General features: G+C 59.2%; 18 protein-coding genes and 1 pseudogene. 7 read left to right on the plus strand and 12 right to left on the minus strand.

The window, feature by feature from the left end; translation table 11 throughout:
* Positions 1 to 145 precede the first annotated feature (145 nt).
* On the plus strand, positions 146 to 1366 hold the full coding sequence (locus tag FGZ14_RS04015; RefSeq protein ID WP_139921461.1) for a hypothetical protein: 1221 nt from the start codon (positions 146 to 148) through the stop codon (positions 1364 to 1366).
* 84 nt (positions 1367 to 1450) lie between these two features.
* Positions 1451 to 1954 (plus strand): vitamin K epoxide reductase family protein, encoded by a 504-nt coding sequence (locus FGZ14_RS04020; RefSeq protein ID WP_139921463.1) that lies wholly within the window; start codon positions 1451 to 1453, stop codon positions 1952 to 1954.
* A 92-nt stretch (positions 1955 to 2046) separates the two neighbouring features.
* On the opposite strand, the gene FGZ14_RS04025 is transcribed toward FGZ14_RS04020, so the two are convergent.
* From FGZ14_RS04025 to FGZ14_RS04035, 3 genes are all read right to left on the minus strand, one after another.
* On the minus strand, positions 2047 to 3309 hold the full coding sequence (locus tag FGZ14_RS04025) for a TCR/Tet family MFS transporter (RefSeq protein ID WP_139921465.1): 1263 nt from the start codon (positions 3307 to 3309) through the stop codon (positions 2047 to 2049).
* 66 nt (positions 3310 to 3375) lie between these two features.
* A complete protein-coding gene (locus FGZ14_RS04030) occupies positions 3376 to 6786 on the minus strand; it encodes an exodeoxyribonuclease V subunit beta (protein WP_139921467.1) in 3411 nt (1136 codons plus the stop codon).
* Positions 6787 to 7209: 423 nt separating this feature from the next.
* Entirely contained in the window at positions 7210 to 7644 is a 435-nt protein-coding gene (locus FGZ14_RS04035) for a thioesterase family protein (protein WP_139921469.1), read from the minus strand.
* A 318-nt stretch (positions 7645 to 7962) separates the two neighbouring features.
* Between FGZ14_RS04035 and FGZ14_RS04040 the strand changes: the two genes are divergently transcribed.
* Both FGZ14_RS04040 and FGZ14_RS04045 read left to right on the plus strand, forming a co-directional pair.
* On the plus strand, positions 7963 to 8154 hold the full coding sequence (locus tag FGZ14_RS04040) for a cold-shock protein (protein ID WP_110980085.1): 192 nt from the start codon (positions 7963 to 7965) through the stop codon (positions 8152 to 8154).
* Between the two features lie 431 nt (positions 8155 to 8585).
* Positions 8586 to 10532: a DEAD/DEAH box helicase gene (locus tag FGZ14_RS04045; RefSeq protein WP_139921471.1), complete on the plus strand. Its 1947-nt coding sequence runs from the start codon at positions 8586 to 8588 to the stop codon at positions 10530 to 10532.
* 181 nt (positions 10533 to 10713) lie between these two features.
* Here FGZ14_RS04045 and FGZ14_RS04050 read toward each other — a convergent pair whose 3' ends face one another.
* From FGZ14_RS04050 to FGZ14_RS04060, 3 genes are all read right to left on the minus strand, one after another.
* A complete protein-coding gene (locus FGZ14_RS04050; RefSeq protein WP_139921473.1) occupies positions 10714 to 11160 on the minus strand; it encodes a PA2169 family four-helix-bundle protein in 447 nt (148 codons plus the stop codon).
* 186 nt (positions 11161 to 11346) lie between these two features.
* A complete protein-coding gene (locus FGZ14_RS04055; RefSeq protein ID WP_257883337.1) occupies positions 11347 to 12618 on the minus strand; it encodes an NAD(P)/FAD-dependent oxidoreductase in 1272 nt (423 codons plus the stop codon).
* A gap of 45 nt (positions 12619 to 12663) precedes the next feature.
* Positions 12664 to 13512 carry an NAD(P)H-binding protein gene (locus tag FGZ14_RS04060; protein ID WP_139921475.1) on the minus strand — a complete coding sequence of 283 codons (849 nt, stop codon included), beginning with the start codon at positions 13510 to 13512 and terminating at the stop codon, positions 12664 to 12666.
* A 101-nt stretch (positions 13513 to 13613) separates the two neighbouring features.
* Here FGZ14_RS04060 and FGZ14_RS04065 point away from each other — a divergent pair, with 101 nt between their 5' ends.
* Both FGZ14_RS04065 and FGZ14_RS04070 read left to right on the plus strand, forming a co-directional pair.
* Complete coding sequence (locus FGZ14_RS04065) at positions 13614 to 14015, plus strand: hypothetical protein (protein WP_139921477.1); 402 nt, start codon at positions 13614 to 13616, stop codon at positions 14013 to 14015.
* Between the two features lie 32 nt (positions 14016 to 14047).
* Positions 14048 to 14929: an SDR family oxidoreductase gene (locus FGZ14_RS04070; protein ID WP_139921479.1), complete on the plus strand. Its 882-nt coding sequence runs from the start codon at positions 14048 to 14050 to the stop codon at positions 14927 to 14929.
* A gap of 133 nt (positions 14930 to 15062) precedes the next feature.
* On the opposite strand, the gene FGZ14_RS04075 is transcribed toward FGZ14_RS04070, so the two are convergent.
* Both FGZ14_RS04075 and FGZ14_RS04080 read right to left on the minus strand, forming a co-directional pair.
* Complete coding sequence (locus FGZ14_RS04075; protein WP_139921481.1) at positions 15063 to 15911, minus strand: DUF1571 domain-containing protein; 849 nt, start codon at positions 15909 to 15911, stop codon at positions 15063 to 15065.
* Between the two features lie 119 nt (positions 15912 to 16030).
* A complete protein-coding gene (locus FGZ14_RS04080) occupies positions 16031 to 16330 on the minus strand; it encodes a hypothetical protein (protein WP_139921483.1) in 300 nt (99 codons plus the stop codon).
* 100 nt (positions 16331 to 16430) lie between these two features.
* Between FGZ14_RS04080 and FGZ14_RS04085 the strand changes: the two genes are divergently transcribed.
* Complete coding sequence (locus tag FGZ14_RS04085; RefSeq protein WP_139921485.1) at positions 16431 to 17195, plus strand: glycosyltransferase; 765 nt, start codon at positions 16431 to 16433, stop codon at positions 17193 to 17195.
* A 92-nt stretch (positions 17196 to 17287) separates the two neighbouring features.
* On the opposite strand, the gene FGZ14_RS04090 is transcribed toward FGZ14_RS04085, so the two are convergent.
* The 4 genes and pseudogenes from FGZ14_RS04090 to FGZ14_RS22325 all read right to left on the minus strand — a co-directional run.
* Positions 17288 to 18559, minus strand: coding sequence for an amidohydrolase family protein (locus FGZ14_RS04090; protein ID WP_139921487.1), 1272 nt, complete (start codon positions 18557 to 18559; stop codon positions 17288 to 17290).
* Positions 18560 to 18599: 40 nt separating this feature from the next.
* Positions 18600 to 19274 carry a hypothetical protein gene (locus FGZ14_RS04095; RefSeq protein ID WP_139921489.1) on the minus strand — a complete coding sequence of 225 codons (675 nt, stop codon included), beginning with the start codon at positions 19272 to 19274 and terminating at the stop codon, positions 18600 to 18602.
* A gap of 79 nt (positions 19275 to 19353) precedes the next feature.
* Entirely contained in the window at positions 19354 to 21615 is a 2262-nt protein-coding gene (locus tag FGZ14_RS04100) for a S46 family peptidase (protein ID WP_139921492.1), read from the minus strand.
* Positions 21616 to 21964: 349 nt separating this feature from the next.
* Positions 21965 to 22063: pseudogene (locus FGZ14_RS22325) on the minus strand (YkvA family protein); the annotation flags it as partial.
* Between the last annotated feature and the right edge of the window lie 172 nt (positions 22064 to 22235).

Consider the following 22235-nt stretch of genomic DNA (forward strand, 5'->3'; position numbering starts at 1 on the left):
AAGCAGCTAGCTCCCAGTTTAATTACTGCCGGAGTTTCAGTGGCGGGATGGTACCAGTAGGGGCTGTTGTGTCCGGTGTCTGGATGGTGACACACTTTACCAGCCGGAAGCATGGGCCAGTCTTTTCTGCTGTACATTGCCGCATGTGCTTTCGTCGTCTCTCCCTGTTTTTACTGGCCGTTGGCTTCATCACCTCCTGCCAACCCTCCACACCCGCCGGCAGGCTACTACCCCACCCACCGCCCCGAACTCGATAGACGCGGAGGCCGTTGCCGCACCGGTACCGCCCGCCCCCAACACCACCGACTGGCTAAGCCGAACCCTGCCCGAAAAGGCCACTACCGACACCACTTTCCTTATCGACGGGAAGCCATACCGCCTGCGCCTGAGCGCCACCGCCGACTCGGCGCACATGCTGCGCATTGCCACCGATGGCATTGTGGGGCCGGCCCTGGCCGCCGACAGCAACTTCGCCCGCAACCGGCTGGTGGAGGGGCCCGCAGGCTACTACCGCATTGCACTTATCACGGCGGCGGGCCAGCCAGTAATGCGCAAGGAGTTCCGGAAGCCGGATTTCTACCAGGTGGCTGGGGCCGATATCGTGGTGGTAAGTGAGCCGACGCCGCCCCGGTTTCTGGGGTATTATCCGGAGCTAGGCGGGCTGGCTTTCTGGCAGGAAGTCGGGATTCCGGGCAGCGACGTGGGTAGCTGCCTTTTCTACCTGCTGGACCTGCAGGGCCGGGTACGGCATCTGGCTGCAGGCAACGAGTTCGGGGAAGGTCGTGCCGATTGCGACCCGCTGCCCACCCCGCGTGGTGGCGCCTTCATTACCTGCCACCAGCTGCTGCGCGCGGGCCGGCCGCCGCTGCCCCTGCAAAAACCGCACGCCGACCTCGTGCTGGCCCGTTTTCTCTCCGACAGCACCCTGCTGACTATCTATCAATACGGCGAATATGTTGTGACAAATGACAGCCTCGGCAACCCGGAAAGCATGGAGTGGCAGGTGCCGCCCGGAATGACTGCTCAGCCCAATGCCTTCGTGCTGAACCTGGAGGGTAGGAAGCTGGCGCAGTTCCGGTACCAGGGTTTTGCCAGCGCCCTTGGCTATTCCGTGCCGTACGCCTACGTGCCCGCTTCCAATACCTACTACCTGTTAGACACAGAGCGCGGGCTACGCCTGATACCCTGGCAGAACCCAGGGGCCACGCAGGAAGTAAAATTTCGGCAAATGACCCGGTTTCAGCCCCCGATCCGCCCCACCGAAATCCGGTTCTTTATTGAGGAAGAAGACACTCGCTTTGAGTTCTATGCCGATAAAAACCACCCGGAGCAGCTGCGCTACCGTCGGGTGAAAACGGCCGGGTAGCTACCCGGCGCCAAGCTCCACCTTAACCCTACCCCCTCAGAAGCACGTAACCCCGTAGCACCAACCACCTGCTATACTTTTCTGATGGATCCTACCCAACTCAGCCTGGAGCTACGTCACGGCAAAAGCGCCGACCTCAAACGCCGCCGCTGGATTATCGGCCTTTCCCTGGTGGGCGTGGCGGCCGGCCAGATGGTCAGCCTCTACCAAACCGGCATCATCAAGCACCTGCCCGATCCGCCCCTGGATGTGTTTGATTCCGACAAAGTGGATGCCTCGGACTACGCCTACAAGCGCCTCGACACGCCCGATGCCCTCCCCATGATTATGACCTATGGCCTCACGGCTACGCTGGCCGGGGCCGGCGGCATGAACCGCGCCGCCCAGCAGCCCTTTCTGCCCGTGGCTATGGGCCTGAAAACCCTGTTCGACACGGTTACCACCGTGAAGCTGGGTCGGGAAGAATGGCAGGAAAACAAGGCCTTGTGCTTCTACTGCCAGGTAGCCACCGTCGTTTCTATTGCCTCCGTGGCCTTGGCCATGCCCGAAGCTCTGAAGGGCCTGAAGAAGCTGCTGGGCAAGCGTTAAGCTTAGGTCAGTTGTAAAACAGAGAAGCCCCACGCATCTGCCTGATGTGTGGGTCTTCTCTGTTTGTATGATGAGTCTATTGAGCAGTTAGGTTAATGCCCGGCACTTACCACGGGCTCAGCGGCGGCTTCTTGCGGGGCGGGAGCCACATACGAGGCCAGGGACCGAACCAGCAGCAGCAAACTCACCAGAATAAGCACTGCACCCAGAATAAATGGTGCCCCAGGAAAATACAGGGGTGCTTTGGGGCCGGTGTAATAGGAGAATAGGTTGGTCATCAGGGGTGGGCCCACGATAGAAGTCAGACTCATGAGGCTGGTTAGGGCGCCTTGCAGCTCGCCTTGCTCATTGGCTGGCACCTGACCAGAAATAATGCCCTGCAGGGCCGGGCCCGCAATGCCGCCCAGGCAGTAGGGGACCAGGAAGGCAAACATCATCCAGCCCTCGGAGGCAAAAGCAAATAGCACGAAGCCCACCGCGTACAGCAGCATGCCCAGGAACACCGAGCGTTTCGGGCCCAGCGCCGGGTTGATGCGCCGGATAAGCAGGCCCTGCACGATGGCCACCAGCAGGCCCAAGGCCCCCAGGGAATAGCCCACCCAGGCTTCGGTCCACTTGAACTTCTCGATGACGTAGTACGACCAGGTGGATTGCGTGGCATGGGCCGCCACGTACAGCAGTAGCAACGAGGCCACCAGACCGGTAATAACGGGATAGCGCCGTAACATCTGCAGGGAGCCTATGGGATTGGCCCGCGCCCACTCAAACGGCCGCCGTTTCTCCAAGGGCAACGATTCGGGCAGCACGAAGTAGCCGTACACCACGTTGAGCAGCGTAATACCCGCAGCCGCCAGAAACGGCACCTGGTGCCCGTATTTGCCCAATATTCCGCCCAAAGCCGGCCCGATAATAAAGCCCAGGCCAAAGGCCGCCCCAATCATCCCGAAGTTCTGGGCCCGGGTTTCCGGGGTGCTGATGTCGGCGATGTAGGCCGAGGCCGTGGTGAAACTCGCGCCCATGACGCCCGCAATCAGCCGGCCCGCAAACAGCCATCCGATGCTGGGCGCAAAAGCTACCAGCAGATAATCGAGCCCAAAGCCAAGCAGGGACAGCAGCAGCACTGGCCGCCGCCCGAACCGGTCGGAGAGGTTGCCCAGCACCGGCGAAAACAGAAACTGCATCACGGCAAAGGCAAACACCAGCCAGCCACCAATCCGGGCCGCGTCGCTGATGGTGCCGCCGGTCAGGTGCCGGATCAGGGCCGGAATAACAGGTACGATGATGCCGATGCCGGTGACATCCAGCAGCAGGGTCAGAAAAATAAAGCCAAGCGCGGCCTTGCGGGGTGTTGCCATAAAGGGGAGGGGTAGGGCAGACGGTAAAGGTAAGCCTTCCGGAACCCCGATGACGCTAACTGCCACCTAAAACTCCACTATCTCCTGCGTATCAAAATAATACAGCACGCACCGCACCTGCTCGTAGCCGAGCTGCCGGAACAGCTGGGCGTAGCGCTGCAGGGGCTGGCGGTGGCGCGGCTCGGGTGGGGGCGCCTTAAAGTCGATGAGCGTTACGAGGCGGCCAGTGGTTTCGAACACGATGCGGTCGGGCTTGTAGTCCTGCTTGCGCGTGCCGCCTACCAGAATTTCCCGCTCGGCCTCAGCCTCTACTTCGGCGCTGAAGTAATGAGCCATTTGGGGGTGCTCCGTTACCTCGTGCAGGCGGTGCAGCAGCTCCGACCGCTCGCGGGTGCTCACCAGGCCTTCGGCCACTAACTGCGCCGCTACCCGATCCACCTCCGAGGCGCGCTTCACCCGGCGCAGGGCGTAGTGCAACTTGCGGTTCCACTCGCGCTGGGCCTGTTGGTCATCGAAGTCGAACACCGTGTTGGCATGGCGCTTCAGGCGCAGCCGTTCCTCCCAGGGCGTGCTGGTGAGGTTGTGGAGGGGTAGGGAAGTATCGGCAGGGGCCTCCTGGGTTTTGAATGCAGGCACGAAGCCCTGAGCATCAGCCAGCACGTAGGCCATTTGCTCATCATCCCACTGCACGGTGCTCACGAGGTAGCGGTGTAGCAGCTCGGCCACCGTTTTGGCCGGCTCCTGTGTCTCCGATGAAGCTTCACCATCTTTGGCAGCCTTGGTAGGTTTGGGCTTGCGGCTGATGGCATACAGGCGGTGACGAGGCCTCGTGAAGGCTACGTACAGCATGTTCAGTCCTTCCAGAAACGTCTTTTCTACCTCCTCGGTGTATTGGGTAGCCAGGGGCGTACGCAGCAGGGCCTGGGTTTGGGGCAGTACGGCCACGGCGGGCATATCAGCCAGAGGCTTATCGGCAGCATCGGCCAAGCGGCCCCACAGCAGCGTGCCCATGTAGGGCCTGAGCGACCAATCGGCGAACGGCACAATCACCACTCCGTAGGCCAGGCCCTTGGCTTTGTGCACGGTGGTGATGGTAATGGCGTCGCGGCCGGCGGGAGCGTTGATACTAAGGCTGCTTTTACGCTGGGCCCAATAAGTCAGGAAGTTGTTGAGGTTGTTGCCAAAGCGCAGGCTGTACTCCAGGGTCAGATCCAGAAACCGGAACAGATACTCCTGCTCCGCTACCCGGTGCAGCAGCCCAAACAGCCCGATCAGGCGCTCCGTCAGCTCATACAGCCCCAGGTTGCCGGTTTCCTGCTCCTGCACGTCGTAGCCCAAGGCGCGCAGCTCGTCAAAAAACGGCTTCACCGATTCGTGATTAGCCAGCTCCGACCACTTGCGGGCCCGCTCGGGGGTAGGATCCTGGCCGCGTACTACCCTATCAATGAGCAGCAACGCCTCGGCCCGGGCCAGCGTATCGGCGGGCTGGTTGAGCACCCGAAACAAAGCCACCAGCAGGTTTACTACCTCCGCAAACTCCAGGGAAAGCGAGTCGGCGGAGATGATGTCGTAGCCGCGCTCCTTCAGAAACTTCGCTACCCGGCGGCTCTGGTCTCGGCGGCGGCAAAGCACGGCCACATCCTGAAGGCGGAACCCATCGGCTACCGCTTTTTCTACCAGCTGCAGAGTGAGGTAAAGCGTACTTTCGTTGTAGTCCAGGGTCTGGCCGGTGGTATAGCCGGGTAGCAATTCGGGTGTGTAGGTGCCGATGGCCGCGTCGTAGCGGCAGGCGGGGGCATTATCTTCCGTGAAGAGCAGCTCTACATGACCGGGCGCGCCGGTGGCCGTGGGTGCCTGCTGGGTGAAATGTTCGTCGTAAATGCCTTGCACCAATGGCAGCGCCGTATGCGTGGCGCTGATCTGGCTGAAGAAACGGTTGTTGAACTCGATAATGGCGGGCGCCGAGCGGAAGTTGGTATTCAGACTGGCCGCTTCCAGGCTCTGGTCGAGGGTTTGGTAGCGGGAAGCCAGCAGGTCGCGCAGCTCCTCGTCGGTGGCCTTATTATAGAGGTGTTCGGTTTGGTTTTGATGCAGGCGCAGAATCTGCTCCATTTCGCCGCCCCGCCACCGGTAAATGGCCTGTTTGGCGTCGCCCACGGCCAGACTCAGGTTGCCCCCGGCCACGGCGTTTTCCACCAGCGGCAGCAGGTTGTTCCACTGCAGCACCGAGGTGTCCTGAAACTCATCAATCAGCAGATGCAGGTACCGCTCGCCCATGCGCTCATACAGAAACGGCACCGGCTCGCGCAGCACAATCTGGGCAATGCGGCGGTTAAACTCAGCAATCAGTACTACCCCCCGGTCGCGGCTCAACTGGTCCACCGATTTGCTCAGCTCACTCAGCAGGCTTACCTGAAAGAGGTAGGGTAGCATGCCCGTCACCAGCAGGTAGTCGGGGAGGAGAGTGGTGCGGAGCTTCTCCACCAACTCATAAGCCGATAGTAGGGCCGGCTTCACGGCATCTACCCGGGTCTTATCGGCGGGCGTTTTCACCTTGCCGCTGTACCACTTATCCTGGTCCACGGTAGCCCGCACGTAGGAGTTGGCTTCTTTGTCGGCCTGCAGACGTTCTTCCCACTTGGTGAGGTAGCCCAGCAGCCCACTCCGGCCCTGGTACAGGTCCGAGTCGGCCACGCCGGCCGTGTCCACCGCTTCCTGGGCTACCTGAGCCACTTGGCGGAAGGCATCCTCAATTTCGGCTTTGCGCTGGCGCAGAGCCTCGTACAATCGGCGATAATCCTGCATGCTGAGTTTCTGGAGTTGATCCACGGCCTCGTGCACCGGCTCGCTGAGCAGGAACTGCCCGAAGTCCACCAGCTCTTCGGGCAGGTTGTTCCAGCTGCGGCCTTCTTCCGCTTTGTTGAGGGCAAAATCGGAAATAGTGCGAGACAGCAGCGCCGCGTTCGGGTCGCGGTTCACGCGGTCCAGCAGCAGCGCCACCGCACTTTGCAGCACGGTGGCGCTGTCCAGCTCTACCTCAAACGTAGCAGGTAACCCTAGCTCCCGGGTAAACGCCGTAACAATGCGCTGCACGAAGGAGTCGATGGTGCTGACCGCGAAATCGGCGTAGTGATAAAGCACCAACCGGAACGTGCGCCCGGCCCGCTCCCGCAGCACTTGCTGCCGCTCCTGGGGGGTAGGGAGGTAGGCCAGCTGCCCTTCGGCCGCCAGTTCTTCTGCTATGTCTGTCAGCAGCGGGTCGGTTTCGCCCTCCGGCAGCTGCGCAAACCGCCTCAGGGCCCCAATAATGCGCTCCTTCATCTCGCCGGCCGCGTCGTTGGTGAACGTAATAGCCAGAATCCGCTTGAAGTACGACGCGTCGTCCGTGCCCAGGGCCAGCTTCAGGTATTCTTTAGTGAGCTGATAGGTTTTGCCGGAGCCAGCAGAAGATGAGTAAATGCGGAAGGTGGAGGGCATTGAAAGGGGAAATAAGAACGTAACTGGCTTACTTTAACTGTCACATTCGATACAAGCTCAATGGGTTCCTATCAAGCGCACTTTACTTTTCCTTTAGGAAACCCATCTATAGAAGAAATTCTTCTCACCGTTTGGAAGGAGAGGAATTTACAAGTTTACACATCTATTATAGACAGTTATTATAGACAGTGCCTACACTTGTCAGACACCCTTATCAGAAGAGTGCCTATATCGACTGACGCACCCGAAAAGCAGTAGCTTATTAGGTCGATTTTTACATAAATACGGACCCATAAATCTTTATAAGACAGCTATTGAGGGCGAAAATTTAGTAATTCTCCTTTCCGCCCCCGAGTGTCCTGAACTAATAGATATTGTGACTGACACTTTAATCAAATTAGGCGGTGTCCGACAGTCAAATAGTTAGTTGTCAGAATTTTTTACCGGCCCCCACAGGCGCGCTACCACGTCCGGCTCTATCCGCACCGGCCGTTTGGTGGCGGGGTCCAGCAGCACCCACTGGGTTTCCGCCTCGCAGAGCAGCTTGTTATCCTCGGCCCGCTCAATGCGCACGAAACGCTGGCACTGAGCCCCGCGCACCTCACCAATCCAGGTGGTACAGCGCAGCTCCTCGCCCAATAGGGCCGGATGGCGGTACTGCACCCGGTGCTCCCGCACCACCCAGATGTACTGTTCCCGCTCGCCCGGGGGGTAGGCCCGCAGCCAGTGGGCCCCGGCCGTATCCTGCACCCAGCGCACGTACTGCACGTTGTTTACGTGGTCCAGCTCGTCGATGTCCTCGGGCTGAACCGTAAGGAGGCGGGAGAAGCGGAAGGCGGGCGGCGTGGGTGTCTCCATAGAGGGCAAATGTACCAGACGTACCCGAACCCGAACGCAGATGCACGCGAGCTTCTGACAAAATAAAAGCAGGAATATATGAGCTGGCTAAGGTGTAAATATATGATAAACAGATATTTGACTGCTGAGTAGGGCCGATGCGCCTGCGCGCATGGATAGTGTTTCTTCGTGCATAAGGTATTCCACATCTAAAATATCCGTGTATATTTGAGCAGAATAAGAAAACGCGGTTTCACCGTCCTGTTGAGTACTTCCGCAAGGGAGGGAAAGCAGAGTTGAGTGCGCTTTCCTAACAAAACATCCATCATCACCAGTACCATGCAGACAGGAACTGTAAAATTCTTCAACGAAACCAAAGGTTTCGGCTTCATCAAAGTTGACGAAACCGGCGAAGACGTATTCGTGCACGTAACCGAGTGCATCGACGAAATCCGCGACAAAGACAAAGTGGAATTTGAAATTGCTCAAGGCCGCAAAGGCCCGAACGCCGTGAAAGTGAAACTGGCTTAGTCCAGCATCCTTCCCGGATATCTTTAGAAAAGCAGGCTCCCGAAGAGCCTGCTTTTTTTATGCCCTGTCCGCCCCGCCAAGGGGTAGGGCTGGTTTTGCCATAACATGCCCCATTTCCTTCCCTTAGGCCGGGGTAGGAAACGGCTCACTACTTGGCGGGCAACCGGGCGTAGTTGCCCAGGCTTCGGAGTACTGCGCCCGGGATGATCTTATGGCATGCCTGGCCTTTTTCATTATTTCTGCGTATCTTTGCACCCGCATTTGAGAACGGCCACGTTCCGCGCAGCTTAAGAGCTGCCTTTAAGAAACCTGTTGGGCCGGCTTTATCTTCCGTCCGTTGCTTCCGTCACTTGTCGTTGTGTTGAGTGGGAGAAGAGCGTCGCTGAATCCGCTGTTTTCAGAGCTACAGTCTCCACTCCATCAACACAGACATGGAAAACGAAAAGGAAAAAATGAAATTCAGTGAGCTGACCCTCTCTGAAGAAATGCAGCGCGCTATTTCTGAAGTGGGCTACGAGGAAGCCTCGCCCATTCAGGCCGGCGCTATTCCCGTACTGCTCTCCGGCCGCGACGTAATCGGACAGGCCCAGACCGGCACCGGTAAGACCGCGGCCTTCTCCATCCCCGCCATTGAACTGATCAATACCGACTCGCGTGAGGTGCAGGCCCTGGTGCTGTGCCCTACCCGCGAGCTGGCCGTGCAGGTTTCCGGCGAAATCCAGAAGCTAGGCAAGTACAAGCGTGGCCTCTCGGTAGTGCCGATTTACGGCGGTAGCTCCTATGACCGTCAGTTCCGGGCCCTGGAGCGCGGCGTGCAGATTGTTATCGGTACGCCCGGCCGCGTAATGGACCACATTGAGCGCGGTACCCTGAAGCTGGACGCTTGCAAAATGATCATCTTGGATGAGGCCGACGAAATGCTGGACATGGGCTTCCGCGACGACATCGAGACGGTGCTCAAGCAGATGCCTGAGCAGCGCCAGACGGTGTTCTTCTCGGCTACCATGAGCAAGCCCATCATGGAGATGACCAAGCGCTACCAGACGGAGCCGCAGATCGTGAAGGTAAACCATCAGGAAATGACGGTTACCAACATCGAGCAGAGCTACTTCGAAGTGCGCGGCCCCCAGAAGAAAGACGTTCTGACCCGCCTCATCGACATGTACAACATTAAGTCGGGCATCGTCTTCGCTAACACGAAGCGCATGGTGGATGATATTGTGGGCGACCTGCAAGCCAAAGGCTACTTCGCCGAGGGCCTGCACGGCGACATGGGCCAGCAACAGCGCCAGAACACGCTCGATAAATTCCGCAAAGGTACCTTGGAAATCCTCGTAGCCACTGACGTAGCCGCCCGCGGCATCGACGTGGACAACGTGGAAGTGGTAGTGAACTACGACCTGCCCGCCGACGAGGAATACTACGTGCACCGCATCGGCCGTACCGGCCGCGCCGGCAAGCAGGGCAAGGCCTTCACCTTCGTGAGCGGCCGCGACATCTATAAGCTGCGCGACATCATGCGCTTCACCAAAGCCACCATCAAGCAGGAGCGCGTGCCTTCGTTTGAGGATGTGTCGGAGGTGAAGACCACCCTCATGTTGAACTCTATTAAAGAGGTCATCGAGAAGGGCAACCTAGATAAGTACATTGCCCGCGTGCAGCGCCTGATCGATCAGGACCAGGAGGATGGTGTAACGTCGCTGGACGTGGCTGCCGCCCTGCTGAAAATGACGATGAAAGAAGACAAGCGCGCCCAGGAAAGCCTTGACGCCAGCCGCACCCAGGGTGCCGCTCGCCCCGGCTTCACGCGCCTGTTCGTGACCATGGGCAAAAAGGACCGTCTGCACCCCCGCGACATCGTGGACCTGATTGCCGAAAACACCAGCCTCACCGCTGGCAAAGTGGGCGACATTGCCCTCTACGACAAGTTCAGCTTCGTGGAAGTACCGAATGAGTTTGTGGAGGAGGTAGTAAGCCAGCTGGGCCGCAGCACCATTCAGGGCCGGCCCGTAGCCTTTAACATTGCTACCCCCCGCCAGGAGGGCGATGCCCAGCAGGAAGGCGGCAACCGCGGCGGCTTCGGCGGCGACCGTCCTCGTCGGGGTCCGGGTGGCTTCGGTGGTGACCGTCGGGAAGGCGGCTTTGGCGGCAACCGTGGCGGTGGCTCCTACGGTGGAAACCGTGGCGGCGGAAGCTACGGCGAGCGTCGGGAAGGCGGCTTCGGTGGTAACCGCGGTGGCGGCTCTTACGGCGGCAACCGCGGCGGCTCCTACGGGGGCGACCGTCGGGAAGGTGGCAGCTACGGTGGTAACCGCGGTGGCGGAAGCTACGGTGGCGGCTACAAAGGCAAGCGCGACAACGGAGGCTTCGACGAGTAAGCTCCAGATTTTGGTGGTTGGAAGCTAATTGGTCAGATTTCAGACAATTAGCTTCCACTCAACCCAGCCTAAAAAAGAAACAGCCACGTGGTATCACGTGGCTGTTTCTTTTTTAGGCTGGGTTGAAATGCAGCCGGAACGCGGGTCGAAAAATGTTCCTTAACCCGCAAAACCTTAAAGCTTATTTGGAAGCGTTGCGCAGGGCTTTGATTTCGTCGTGGCCTTGCTGAATGCCTTGGTATTGCTTCTCAATAATAGACTTCAGCTGACCGGGCAGGCCTTCTGCCTTAAGCGCCGTCTGGTAGGCTTTCACGGCGTAGTCTTCGCCCCGTTCGCATTCGTTGAGAATGCTCTCCCGGCTTTTGCTGGTAATGGCCGACTTCAGGTTGATAAAAACCCGGTGCAGGGTGCCCGTTACCGAGCTTTCCTCTTCCACCTTAATATTGAGCTGATGCAGTTGGTCTTCGATTTCCGTGAGGTAACCGTCGCGCTGCACGGCGTACTTTTTAAATACTTCTTTCAGATCCTGATCCTCTACATCGGTGAGGGCTTCGGAGTAGCCTTTTTCACCGTCTTTCAGCGTTTGAACAATTTCTTTGAGCAGGGCCTGGGTTTCGTTGGCTTCCATGAGGAGAGTAGATTTGGTGTTTAGGAAAGGAGAATTATGGTTTCCTTTACTGCCAAACCCCAAACGAAGTTGCAATAGCAACTAAACTAGTCAAGTGCTCTACCCTCAGGCAGCCTTAATACGGGAAGCAATAAGCACGGCTACCACAACCGGAAGCGCTGAGTAACCTAGTGTATTTCAGGTTTTTTACGCTACGGCTGAGGCTACGGCCGGCCTCCCTGATCTGGCCATGGCCCGGCCGGCGAGGTAACCAGTGGTCCAGGCTGCCTGAAAGTTGAAGCCGCCGGTAATGCCGTCAATATCAAGTACTTCGCCGGCGAAATGCAGGCCAGGGACCCGGCGGCTCTCCATGGTTTGCATATTGATTTCACTTAAGCTGATACCCCCGCAGGTTACAAACTCGTCCTTGTAGGTGGTTTTGCCGCGCACGGGCAGGGCCGTACGGAGCAAACCTTCAATCAGGCGGTTCTGTAACTTAGCCGGGAGCTCATTCCAGCGGGTTTCCGGGCCAATGCCGGCTTGCTCCGCGAAGGTTCGCCAGAGGCGCTGGGGTAGGCCAAACAGCGGGTTGCTGACCACCACTTTTTTGCCGTGCAGCTCCCGAAACTCCAGCAGATGCTGGCGCAGCGTGTCCTCGGTGTAGTCGGGGAGCCAGTTAACAAGTGCCGTGCTCTGGTACTGAAGCTCGTGGAGGCGGCGGGCGCCCCAGGCCGAGAGCTTGAGCACGGCAGGCCCGCTCACACCCCAGTGCGTAACCAGCACAGGCCCTTCGTATTCCAGCTTTTCACCGGAAACCCGCACCCGGGCCCGGGGCACGCTCACGCCCGGCAGCTCGCGCAAGGGCGAATCGGGCACGTTGAAGGTAAACAGGCTGGGCACCGGCTCCTGAACGGTGTGGCCCAGCCGCCGCAGCCACTCGTACTGCTCCGATTTAGGCGCCCCGCCTGTGGCCACCAGCAGCCGGGCTACGGCCAGCGTTTGGGCCCGAGCACCCGTGAGCGTCAGCTGAAAGCCACCCGTAGGCAGGGGCTCGATGTGCTCCGCGGTGGTTTGCTGCAGTATTTCCACCCCGGCCAGCCGAGCCGCATCCAGCAGGCAGCGGGCAATGGTTTCCGACGAATCGGTGGTGGGAAACATGCGGCCATCGGGCTCAATTTTGAGTCGGACTCCCCGCTGCTCAAACCACCGGACGGTATCTACAGCTCCAAATTGCTTGAACGGTTCTTTGAGTTGCTTAGCCCCGCGGGGGTAGTGCTGCACCAGCTGGGCGGCCGTATCGGCGGCATGCGTCACGTTGCAGCGCCCGCCCCCGGAAATTCGGACTTTGCTTAGCAGCTTGGAAGTTTTTTCAATCAGGACTACCCGCAGGCTGGGGTTGGCTTCGGCGCAGGCAATGGCCCCGAAAAAGCCGGCTGCTCCACCACCCAACACGGCCACGGTATTCTTCGCTTCGTTCACAAAGGCAAAGGTACGGCTTGTACGGGTGGCAGAGAAGCAGTTGCACTAGCAATACTCTAGGGCCGCTACCACATCCTCGTGCCGAAACTGGTAGCCGGTCAGCTCCCGGATCAGGGAGGAGTCTATTTGCTTGCCGCCGGTCGATTCTTCCAGAAAAGTAGGCGGCTGTAGTCCGAGGCGGGTAGCAGCAGCGGTATAGAAGGTGCGCCGGGTAGGGTGGGTAGCCGCGCTGGCATTAAAGGTATAACCCCACAGTTTCCGTTCGATGATGCTGGTTAGCAGGTTGATACAATCCTGCAGGTGAATCAGGTTGACTGGGGCCTCGCCGTGGGGCACGCCGGCCCGGCCCGCCAGAAAGCGACCTGGCGCGCGGCCCGGCCCTATCAGTCCGGCCAGGCGCACCACCGTGTGCTGGGAAGCCTGAAATAAGGCCTCGGCCTGCAGCAGTGGGGCTTTGGCGGTAGCGGCGGCCTGGGCATCGGCTTCGCGCATGATGCGGGGCTCGTCGGCGTACACCCCCGTAGAGCTGACCAGCAGTACATGCTGCACCCCGGCCCGGGTAGCGGCCTGGGCTACTGGTTGGAGTAGGGCGGGGTAGGCGTCGGGGCGGCCGGCCGCGCGGCTGGGCGGCACGTTCAGTACCAGCACCTCGGCGCCGTGCAACAGGGCCTGCAGCGTATCGGCATCAATCACCGACAGGTTAGGGGCCAGGCTGAGCAGAAACGGCCGGATGCCGGCGTCGCGCAGGGTCAGCAGCTGGCCGGGTGTAGTGGTGGAGCCATGCACCCGGTAGCCGGCCTCAACCAGCGTGCGGGCCAGTGGCAGCCCAAGCCAGCCACAGCCCAATACGGCTATTGTGGATTTAGAAGACAGGAAAGTAGCGTCGTCAGTCATGCGGGGTAAAGGTGGCAAAAAATCTTTCCCGGGCAAGGAGCCGCCCCACGAATGGACAAACTGTTACCTTGTAGCCCAACAAGTAGGCAAGCATACTACCTATGACCACCCCGTACCGCCTGTATGCTGACTACGCCGACGACTTTGAGGCCCGCGTGCGGCTGCTACTGCCCGAGGAGTGCGGGCGGCAGTTGCCCCCTTATAATGGCGTACGGTGGGATTTTTGCTACGCCCAGGACCGCCCAATGATTAGCTACATGTGGCTCTACCCGGACTTCTATGACCCCGAAACTGGTAACTCGCTGCGGGAGTTGCCGCTACCCATTGATGAGTGGCTGCACGTACGGGTTGCTATCTTGCTCGATGCGGCCCGGCCCTTTCACTGGCCGAGGCTTTGGCCGGGCACCAGCTTTTACTATTGCGAGTGTAACCGGATAGTAGCCGAGGGCACCGTTACCCGCCTGACGGGTTTACGCAAGCCCCGTCCGCAGTATAGCCACTGAACAGAATTTTCCCACTTCAACTTTCTCACCTTATGTCAGCAACTCACCCCTACGCCCAGCCTATGCTCCGCGACAATGCCCTGCAGGGCAAAACTATCGTGGTAACGGGCGGCGGCACCGGCCTCGGCCGCGCCATGACTACCTATTTCCTGCAGCTGGGCGCCAATGTGGTCATCAGCTCCCGTAAGCTGGAGGTACTAGAGAAAACCGCCGAGGAACTGCGCCAGCAAACCGGTAACCAGGGCGTGCTGGCTGTGCAGTGCGATGTACGCAAGTACGATGAGGTAGAGGCCCTGCTGCGCAAAACTGTGGAAACATTTGGCCGGGTGGATGTGCTGCTCAACAACGCCGCCGGTAACTTCATTAGTCCTACCGAGCGACTGAGCCACAAGGCCTTCGATGTAATCGTGGACATTGTGTTGAAGGGTTCCTGCAATTGCACCCTGGCGTTCGGCAAGCACTGGATTGCCGAAAAGCAGCCCGGCACTATTCTCAATATCGTGACGACGTATGCCTCAGTCGGGTCGGCGTTTGTGGTGCCTTCGGCGGCGGCTAAAGCTGGTGTACTGGCCTTGACCCGTTCCCTGGCCGTAGAGTGGGCCAAGTACGGCATCCGCTCCAACGCCATTGCCCCCGGCCCCTTCCCGACGGAAGGCGCCTGGAGCCGCCTGTTTCCCGAGCCCCTGGCTTCCAAGCTCGATCCGGCAGCTTCCGTGCCCCTGAAGCGGGTAGGCAGCCACCAGGAGCTTGCCAACTTGGCCGCTTACCTGGTTTCTGACTTCTCGGCCTACATGAACGGCGAGGTAGTAACCCTTGATGGAGGCGAGTGGCTCAACGGCGCCGGCGAGTTTAACAAGCTAGAGCTGCTGACCCCTGATATGTGGGACCACATCGAAAAAACCATGCGCCGCTAAATCACGGTTTTAGACTTGTTTTGGCGCTGCTTCGTCCAGCGCTATTAGTACTAAACAAAAAGAGCTTGCCAGATGGCAAGCTCTTTTTGTTTGCAGCGAATCAGTAGGTGAAGAAGACTATCTGAATCCGTGATTAAAGTTTGTATCCCTTAAAATCCTTGGTGAATTCCTGGGCGGGAATCGGCTGGTTGGCTACGATGTCGCTGAATTCGAATTTTTCAAACAAGCCTTTGTCGTCGTTTACCTGAATAACCAGGGGTAGGGTCATTTTCTGATCCACGGCAATGATGACGCGGCGGCCATAGGCGTTGGGCACCTGCAGGGTGCGGCCGGCGGGTACCGTAGCCCCAGGCGAGAGGTCGTTGCGCTCCAGAATGCGGTACTCACCGCAGCCGAACCGGTCGGCAATGGAGGTTACGGTTTCGGCTTTGGTGGTTTTGTAGGCTACGTAGCGAAACTGGGGGTAATCGGCGCGCAGGATGTGGGCGGGGCGGCCCTGCACCGTCGTGTCGCCGGCGTAGCGGAAGCTTTTCTCGAAGCTGCGGTCAAGGCGCTGGCCGGAGCCGCGCAGCAGCTCAGCAATGGTACCATAGCCAGCATCCAGTACACTGTGGTGCTGGGTTTTGCGCATAAGGGCCCCCAGCGGATCGAGGCTGACCGTGACGTAGGGGAAACTGTTGGGGTACACCCAGGCATCGCCATCGTTCTGGCCTGTTACGTATAGCACTTCAATACCCTTCTGGTTGCGCAGATACACCTTGTAGGGCTTGAAGGTCATTTTCATGCTGGTGCGCGCCTGCTGATAGCTGCCGGCAATCCGCTCCTGAGCCCGCACGTTGCAGCGCAGGGTTTTCAGGTTTTCGATGGACGCTGTCAGGCGGGCAATCAGCTGCTCGGTAGTGGGTTTTGGATCGGCTGGTACGGCGGCCATGCCTCCCAGGGACAGCGCGGCAACCGTGAGAAGTCGGAAATAGCTAATCATGCAGAACGTAAGAGGATTACCAGGTTGAGGGGCAACGGCAAGGTAGCAGAAACCGGGCCGAAGCAGTGGGAAGATAGGAAGGCAAAGTAGTGAACCCGCACACGTACTTCTCCAGGCACTTAATTAAGACTAATGCGGGGAAAACGACTGGCGGCGCTGTCGAACACGAACAGCTCATCGATTTCAACTTCGCGGAAAAACCGGTACAGCGGAAATTGCTCCACCACAGCCTTCACCGTTGCCGCGTTCAGCCCATTGATAGTTACCCAACCCCGGGTGCGGTCGGCGCTAATGGCGTACGACTCCACGATATTCTCTTCTATCAGGCTGGTAATGAAGGCACGGTGGCGCGGGATGAGGGCGAGGAAGTCTTCATCGAAAAAATCGGGCAGGCGTAGCGTAACAACGAATTTGGCCATGAAACAAGCAGCAGACACGGCCATAACGCCACTTGCCGGGCGAAGGTTGACTGCCGCCGGGGCCGTGTAACTTTTTTTGCCGCCAGCCAGAATAGGGACCATGCATTTCTCCGTCATCACCCCGACCCACAACCGCCACGACTTTCTGCCCGAAGCGGTAGCCAGCGTACGGGCCACCGTTTCGGCCCCCCTGGATTTTTCCTTTGAACACCTCGTCTGCGAAAACGCCTCCACCGACGATACGGCCGCCTGGCTGCGCGAAGCTGCCCGGCAGGAAGGCGTGCCCCTACGCGTACGCAGCCAACCCACCAAGCTGCTGCCCGGACCGGCCCGTAACCTGCTGATCCGGCAGGATGCCCCCGCCGACGGCTGGATTGTGCCCCTCGACGACGACGATATTCTGCTGCAACGGGCTCTTTTCCACTACGCCAGCCAGATTCAGCAACACCCTAACCGCCCCTGGCTGGTTGCCGATTTCCTGCGCGTGGATCAGGACCGGCGCTACCTGCCCAATGAGGACTATTATGCCTGGCAGTTCGACTCGCCGACGGATATGCTACGGGCTATCTTCCGGGCCGAGCACTTCATTCAGGGCAACGTCTGCTATAGCTGGGCCCTGTTCGAGGAGGTAGGCGGCTACGACGAGCAGATTGAAATGGCCGAGGACCTGGACCTGTACGTGCGGTTTCTGCTGGCCGGTCACCAGCCGGTTATCTGCCCTCATATCAGTCACTTGCACCGCTTTCACACCAGCAACGTCAGCATAGGAGTAGATGCTGACAAGCACGGCCAGGACTTGCAGGTGATATATGAGAAGTACGCCGGGCAGCTGCAGAAATTGGGCATTGAGCGGCCCGGGCAATAGCGCATATCATTCCGAGCGGGAGCGAGAAATCTGAGCTAAACCGTTGAATGGTAAACCCAGAATCTTTGCTCCCGCTCGGAAGGACTTGCTTTTTACTCTTTCGCCACTACCCCTCCTTTTACCACCAACCGCACCTGCCGCAATGCTTTGATGTCTTTGGTCGGGTCGCCGGCTACGGCTACCAGGTCAGCGAGGAGGCCGGGCTGGATGCGGCCGCGGTCGGGGAGCTGGAAGATGCGGGCGTTGCCAGCGGTGAGGCCGCGCAGGGTTTGGAGGGTAGGGAAGCCGTATTCCTGCACCAGCAGCTCGGCTTCGCGCAGATTGTCGCCGTGAGTGAAAACGCCTACGTCGCCGCCAATAGCCAACTCCACGCCGCTTTGCAGGGCTGCTTTTACCGTCTGCTTTTTCTGCTGAATGCGCTCAGGTTCAGGGTCCTGGCCTTTGCGCCAGCCCCGGTACTGGGAGGTAGCGTCGCCGGCCGCTACGGTAGGACAGAGGGCTACCCCGCGCTGCTTCATTAGCTTGAAAATTTCGGGCGTGCCCGCGTCGCCGTGCTCAATGGTTTGCACCCCGGCCAGGGTGGCACGGCGCATGCCTTCGGGCGTACTGGCGTGGGCAACTACCGGACGGCCGGCGCTGCGGGCGGTTTGCACAATCAGGTTTAGCTCATCCTGGGTGAAAGTGGGCCGGCTGGGTTCGTTGGGGCCCCAGCGGTAGTCGGCGTACACCTTAATCACATCGGCTCCTTTGCCAATCTGCTCCCGCACGGCCCGGATAATGCCATCTACGCCATCGGCTTCCTGGGCGCCCTGGGGCACTTCGAAGCCCGAAAGCAGCTTGGGGCCATAAGAGCCCGTAGCCACCAGCGCCCGGGTGGCCACCACCATGCGCGGACCCGGAATCAGGCCCCGGTCAATGGCTTGTTTGAGGCCCACATCGGCGTAGCCGGCGCCCTCGCTGCCCAGGTCCCGAACGGTGGTAAAGCCGGCTTCCAGCGTGGCGCGGGCGTGGGCCGTAGCGCGGGCCACCCGCAGCGCCTCCGATTCCTGCAGCACCTGATCGTTCCAGCTGGTTTCGTTGTAGGGGTGAAGCAGTAGGTGCGAGTGGCCTTCAATGAGACCCGGCAGCAAGGTCAGACCCGGCAGCTCCACGGTATGCGCTCCGGCCGGGGCTTGAAGCTGAGCAGCAGGCCCCACGGCTTTTATTTTGTCGCCTTCCGTGAGCACAGCCCAGCCGGGATGCAGGTTTTCCCCATCGAACACGGCCGCCGGTCGGAGCAGGATGGGGGTAGGCGTTTGGGCTCCACTATCAACAGAAGCAGCCAAAAGGAAAAAAGCCAGTAGGTAATGTATAGGACGATGCATAAATACGGTTATTAAATTCAGGGCAAACCCGGATGCACAATCAGGACTGGCGGTGCATGAGAGCCGAAAGCCAGTAGTAGAACTGTCCAAGCCGCCGGCCGACCTGTGCCGGCCATGAAGCGGGCTGTACAGGTCGGGCAATAAGGGTAGCAGGAGTAAGCGACTGTACTACCGAGACAAGGTCTCGCGCAGCGGGGTAGGGTAGCTCAGCAAGCAAATGCCAAGTGTTCGTGACAGCTCGGTAGATGTCGATTTGCCCTACCTCTATATCGTCCGCTATTGATTGAAAGGGAGTAATCCGAACAGCTTGAATATCGGCAAGTGGAAACTCCTCGTCAAAATCAATTATCGAATCGTGACTGGCAGAGGTCAAGAGAAAAGCGCCCCGAGAAGTATTAAATGTTAGGACAGCCTCTCCGCCATATTCTAAATTCATAGAGCCTCCTTGAAGGAGAAATGTGCTAGCTGCAAACAGTAAGGCCAGTGCAATTACTTTCAGTATAATATTCTGCTGTGCCCAAAGCTGGTAAGAGATAATGGCACCGCTGCCAAGTACCAGTAAGCGCAGAATTGAATTGATGGGCTCGTATTCTGCCTTATGGTAGATAAAACTCAACTCCAGCGCTGACCGCGAATATCTTAACTGACTGCGGCTATCGGTAATCTGAGCTGTCACCTCGCGCAGTATAAAAAGTTGCTGCTGGCTGAATTCCATGCCTCAACCTACGCAAAAAGCGCCGCTTCTAAATAGAAACAACGCTTTCTGAGCAAAGCTGTTTAGCTAGAGAATGACGCTACGCTTTCTCCTTAGCCGGCTTGCGCTTCACTTTGATCTTCTCCAGCTTCTTGCCGTTTTCGGGGGTAGTGGCTTCGCTGCCCGGGCCGCCTACCAGGGTCATTTCCTTGACGAGGTGGCCGGCACCGGCAAATTTATCCACCACGAACAGCATGTAACGCACATCGAGGGTGATGTTGCGTACCCGGTCGGGGTCGAACATGATGTCGGACATGGTGCCTTCCCAGTTACGGTCGAAGTTGGTGCCAATCAGCTCCCCGCGGCCGTTGATGACGGGCGAGCCGGAGTTGCCGCCGGTGGTGTGGTTGGTGGCAATGAAGGCCACGGGCACAGTGCCTTTGTAAGCGTAGGGACCGAAATCCTTGTTTTTGTACAGCTCGGCGAGGCGGGCGGGCACTTCAAATTCGGGGTTAGTGGGGTCAGCCTTCTCCATGATACCGTCGAGGGTAGTGTAGAAGTCGTACTGGGTGCCGTCGGCGGGCTGGTAGCCGGCTACCTGACCGTAGGCTACGCGCAGGGTGGAGTTGGCATCGGGGTAGAACTTGCGCTCCGGTTGCTGCAGGCGCAGGCCGGCCACGTAAGTGCGCTGAAGCAGCGCAATGTTGTCGGTGGCGGCCGTGTAGGTGGGTAGCACCTGCTGGCGGTAGGTCGTCACGATGGCCTGGGCCAGCTGCACAGCAGGGTCGTTGCGCAGGCCCGTCACGTTGCCTTTCGCTACCTCATCGAGCACCGCGTAAGCCGATTCTTGCGTGGTCAGGCGCGACTTGCTGTAGAGCTGGGCCGCGTAGGCCGACCAGCCGGTGGTAGCGTACTGCTTCTGCAGGTTCTTGACGTAGGCGGGCAACAGGGCGGCCGGGGTTCCGTTGGCGTAGAGGGGTAGGAGGGCGGCAGCCACTTTCTGGTCGGTGGGGGCACTGTAGTTACGGAAGAAACCCACGGAGCCTTTGCGGGTTCTTTCGGCGGCGGCGGCCAGCTCTTCCAGCGGGGCTTTTTTATCAGCCATGTCCAGCAAAGGCAGCAGGCTGTTGGCGTAGGTCATCAGCTCCACGCCCAAGGCGGCTTCCGTCACGTAGTCACGGGCCAGGGTATAGTCGCGTACGGTAGCGTAGTTTTTCTGCAGCTCGGGCAGGAGGCCGGCAAAGGCCGCGCGGCGTGCCTCGTCGCCGCCTTCCGCCCACTTCTGGAACTGAGCTTCCTGCTGCTGCTTCACGCGCACGGCGTCCAGCTTTTTCAGGCCCCGGGTTTCGCCAATCCACTTTTTCCAGTAGTTGGCAATGCTGGCGTACTTGGCTGCGTACTGAATGCGCACCTTGTCGGAGGCCTTCATGTCGGCGTCGAGTACCTTCAGCTTGGCGTCGCGCACCTTGATTTTGGCGGGGTTCGACAGGGAATAGGTTTCATCAACGCCCCAGGAGGTCAGGTACTCGTTGGTGCGGCCGGGGAAGCCGAATACCAGCGTGAAGTCGCCGGGCTGCACGCCGCTCAGGGAAATGGGCAGGTGGTGGCGGGGCTTGAAGGGCTTGTTGTCGGGGGAGTACGGCGCGGGTTTGTTGTCGGGGCCGGCGTAGATGCGGAAGATGCTGAAGTCGCCAGTGTGGCGGGGCCAGGCCCAGTTGTCCGTGTCGCCCCCGAACTTACCGATGCTGCTTGGCGGAGCGCCTACCAGGCGGATGTCCTGGAACACCTCCGTCACGAACAGGTAGTACTCGTTGCCATTGAACATGGGGCGCACGAAGGCCTGGTAGTGTGTGCCCTGCACGGCGGCCTGGGCCACGCGTTGGCTGTTCACTTGCACCAGCTTCTCGCGCTCAGCCTCCACAATACCTTTGGTAGGCACTCCCGCCAGCACTTGGCTGGTTACGTCCTCCATGCGCACGATGAAGGTAGCCGTCAGGCCGGGGTTGGGTAGCTCCTGCTCCCGGTTCATGGCCCAGTAGCCCTTCGTGAGGTAATCTTTCTCGACGGAAGAGTGGCTCTGAATCTGGCTGTAGCCGCAGTGGTGGTTGGTGAGGAGCAGGCCCTGATCGGAAATAATTTCACCGGTGCAGCCCCCACCGAATTGTACCACGGCATCCTTAAGGCTACCCTGGTTAATGGAGTAAATCTGCTCGGCGGTGAGCTTAAGGCCTTTTTTCTGCATGTCGGCCTCATTGAGCTGCTTGAGAAGCAGCGGCAGCCACATGCCTTCGTCGGCGCGGGCCTGGGGCAGGCAGGAAAGGAGGGTGAGGGCCAGCAGAGCCAGCCGGGAGCGTACGCGCATAGGGTAAGGGGTTATGCTGCTGGGTGGTCAGCAAAAAAGATGACGCAAAAATAGCAAACCGGCTGCTTGCAGGGGTTAATAAGGGCTTTCGTCAGATTGTGCCCCACGAAAAAGCCCTACCTCAACCGTAGGGTTGAAGTAGGGCCTTGGGGTAGGAACATGCCTAACGTAGCGCTTACGAATGGCCCATTTCGGCCACGGCAGGAGCGTTTTCGGTGTTGGTGTTCGAGGCCGCGTAGGCAGGCTGGGCGGCAGCAGCCGGAATGTCATCGGTTTTCTCCGAAGCATGGGTTTGCTCCCATTCCCGGAAGCGGGTGATTTCTTCCTGAAAGTTGCCTACGAACCAGCTCAGCAGGGCCAGATCATCCAGAAAGCCTACTACCGGAATGAAGTCTGGTACCAGATCCACCGGAGAAAGGGTGTAGAGCAGCACGCCCAGCGCCGACACGATGGTGCTGGTTTCAACCTGGCGGTAGTTGCCGCTCACGTAGTTGCGCACCAGGCGCACCACGGTGTAGGCTACGTCGAAGAGCTGCCGGAACTTGTTGTCTTTGCTTTCTTTGCTGGCGAGCTTGTTGGCCACTTCATTCAGGACCATCACCACCTTAAACGGGCGGCCT

Source organism: Hymenobacter sp. DG01, from assembly GCF_006352025.1.
GTDB lineage: Bacteria > Bacteroidota > Bacteroidia > Cytophagales > Hymenobacteraceae > Hymenobacter.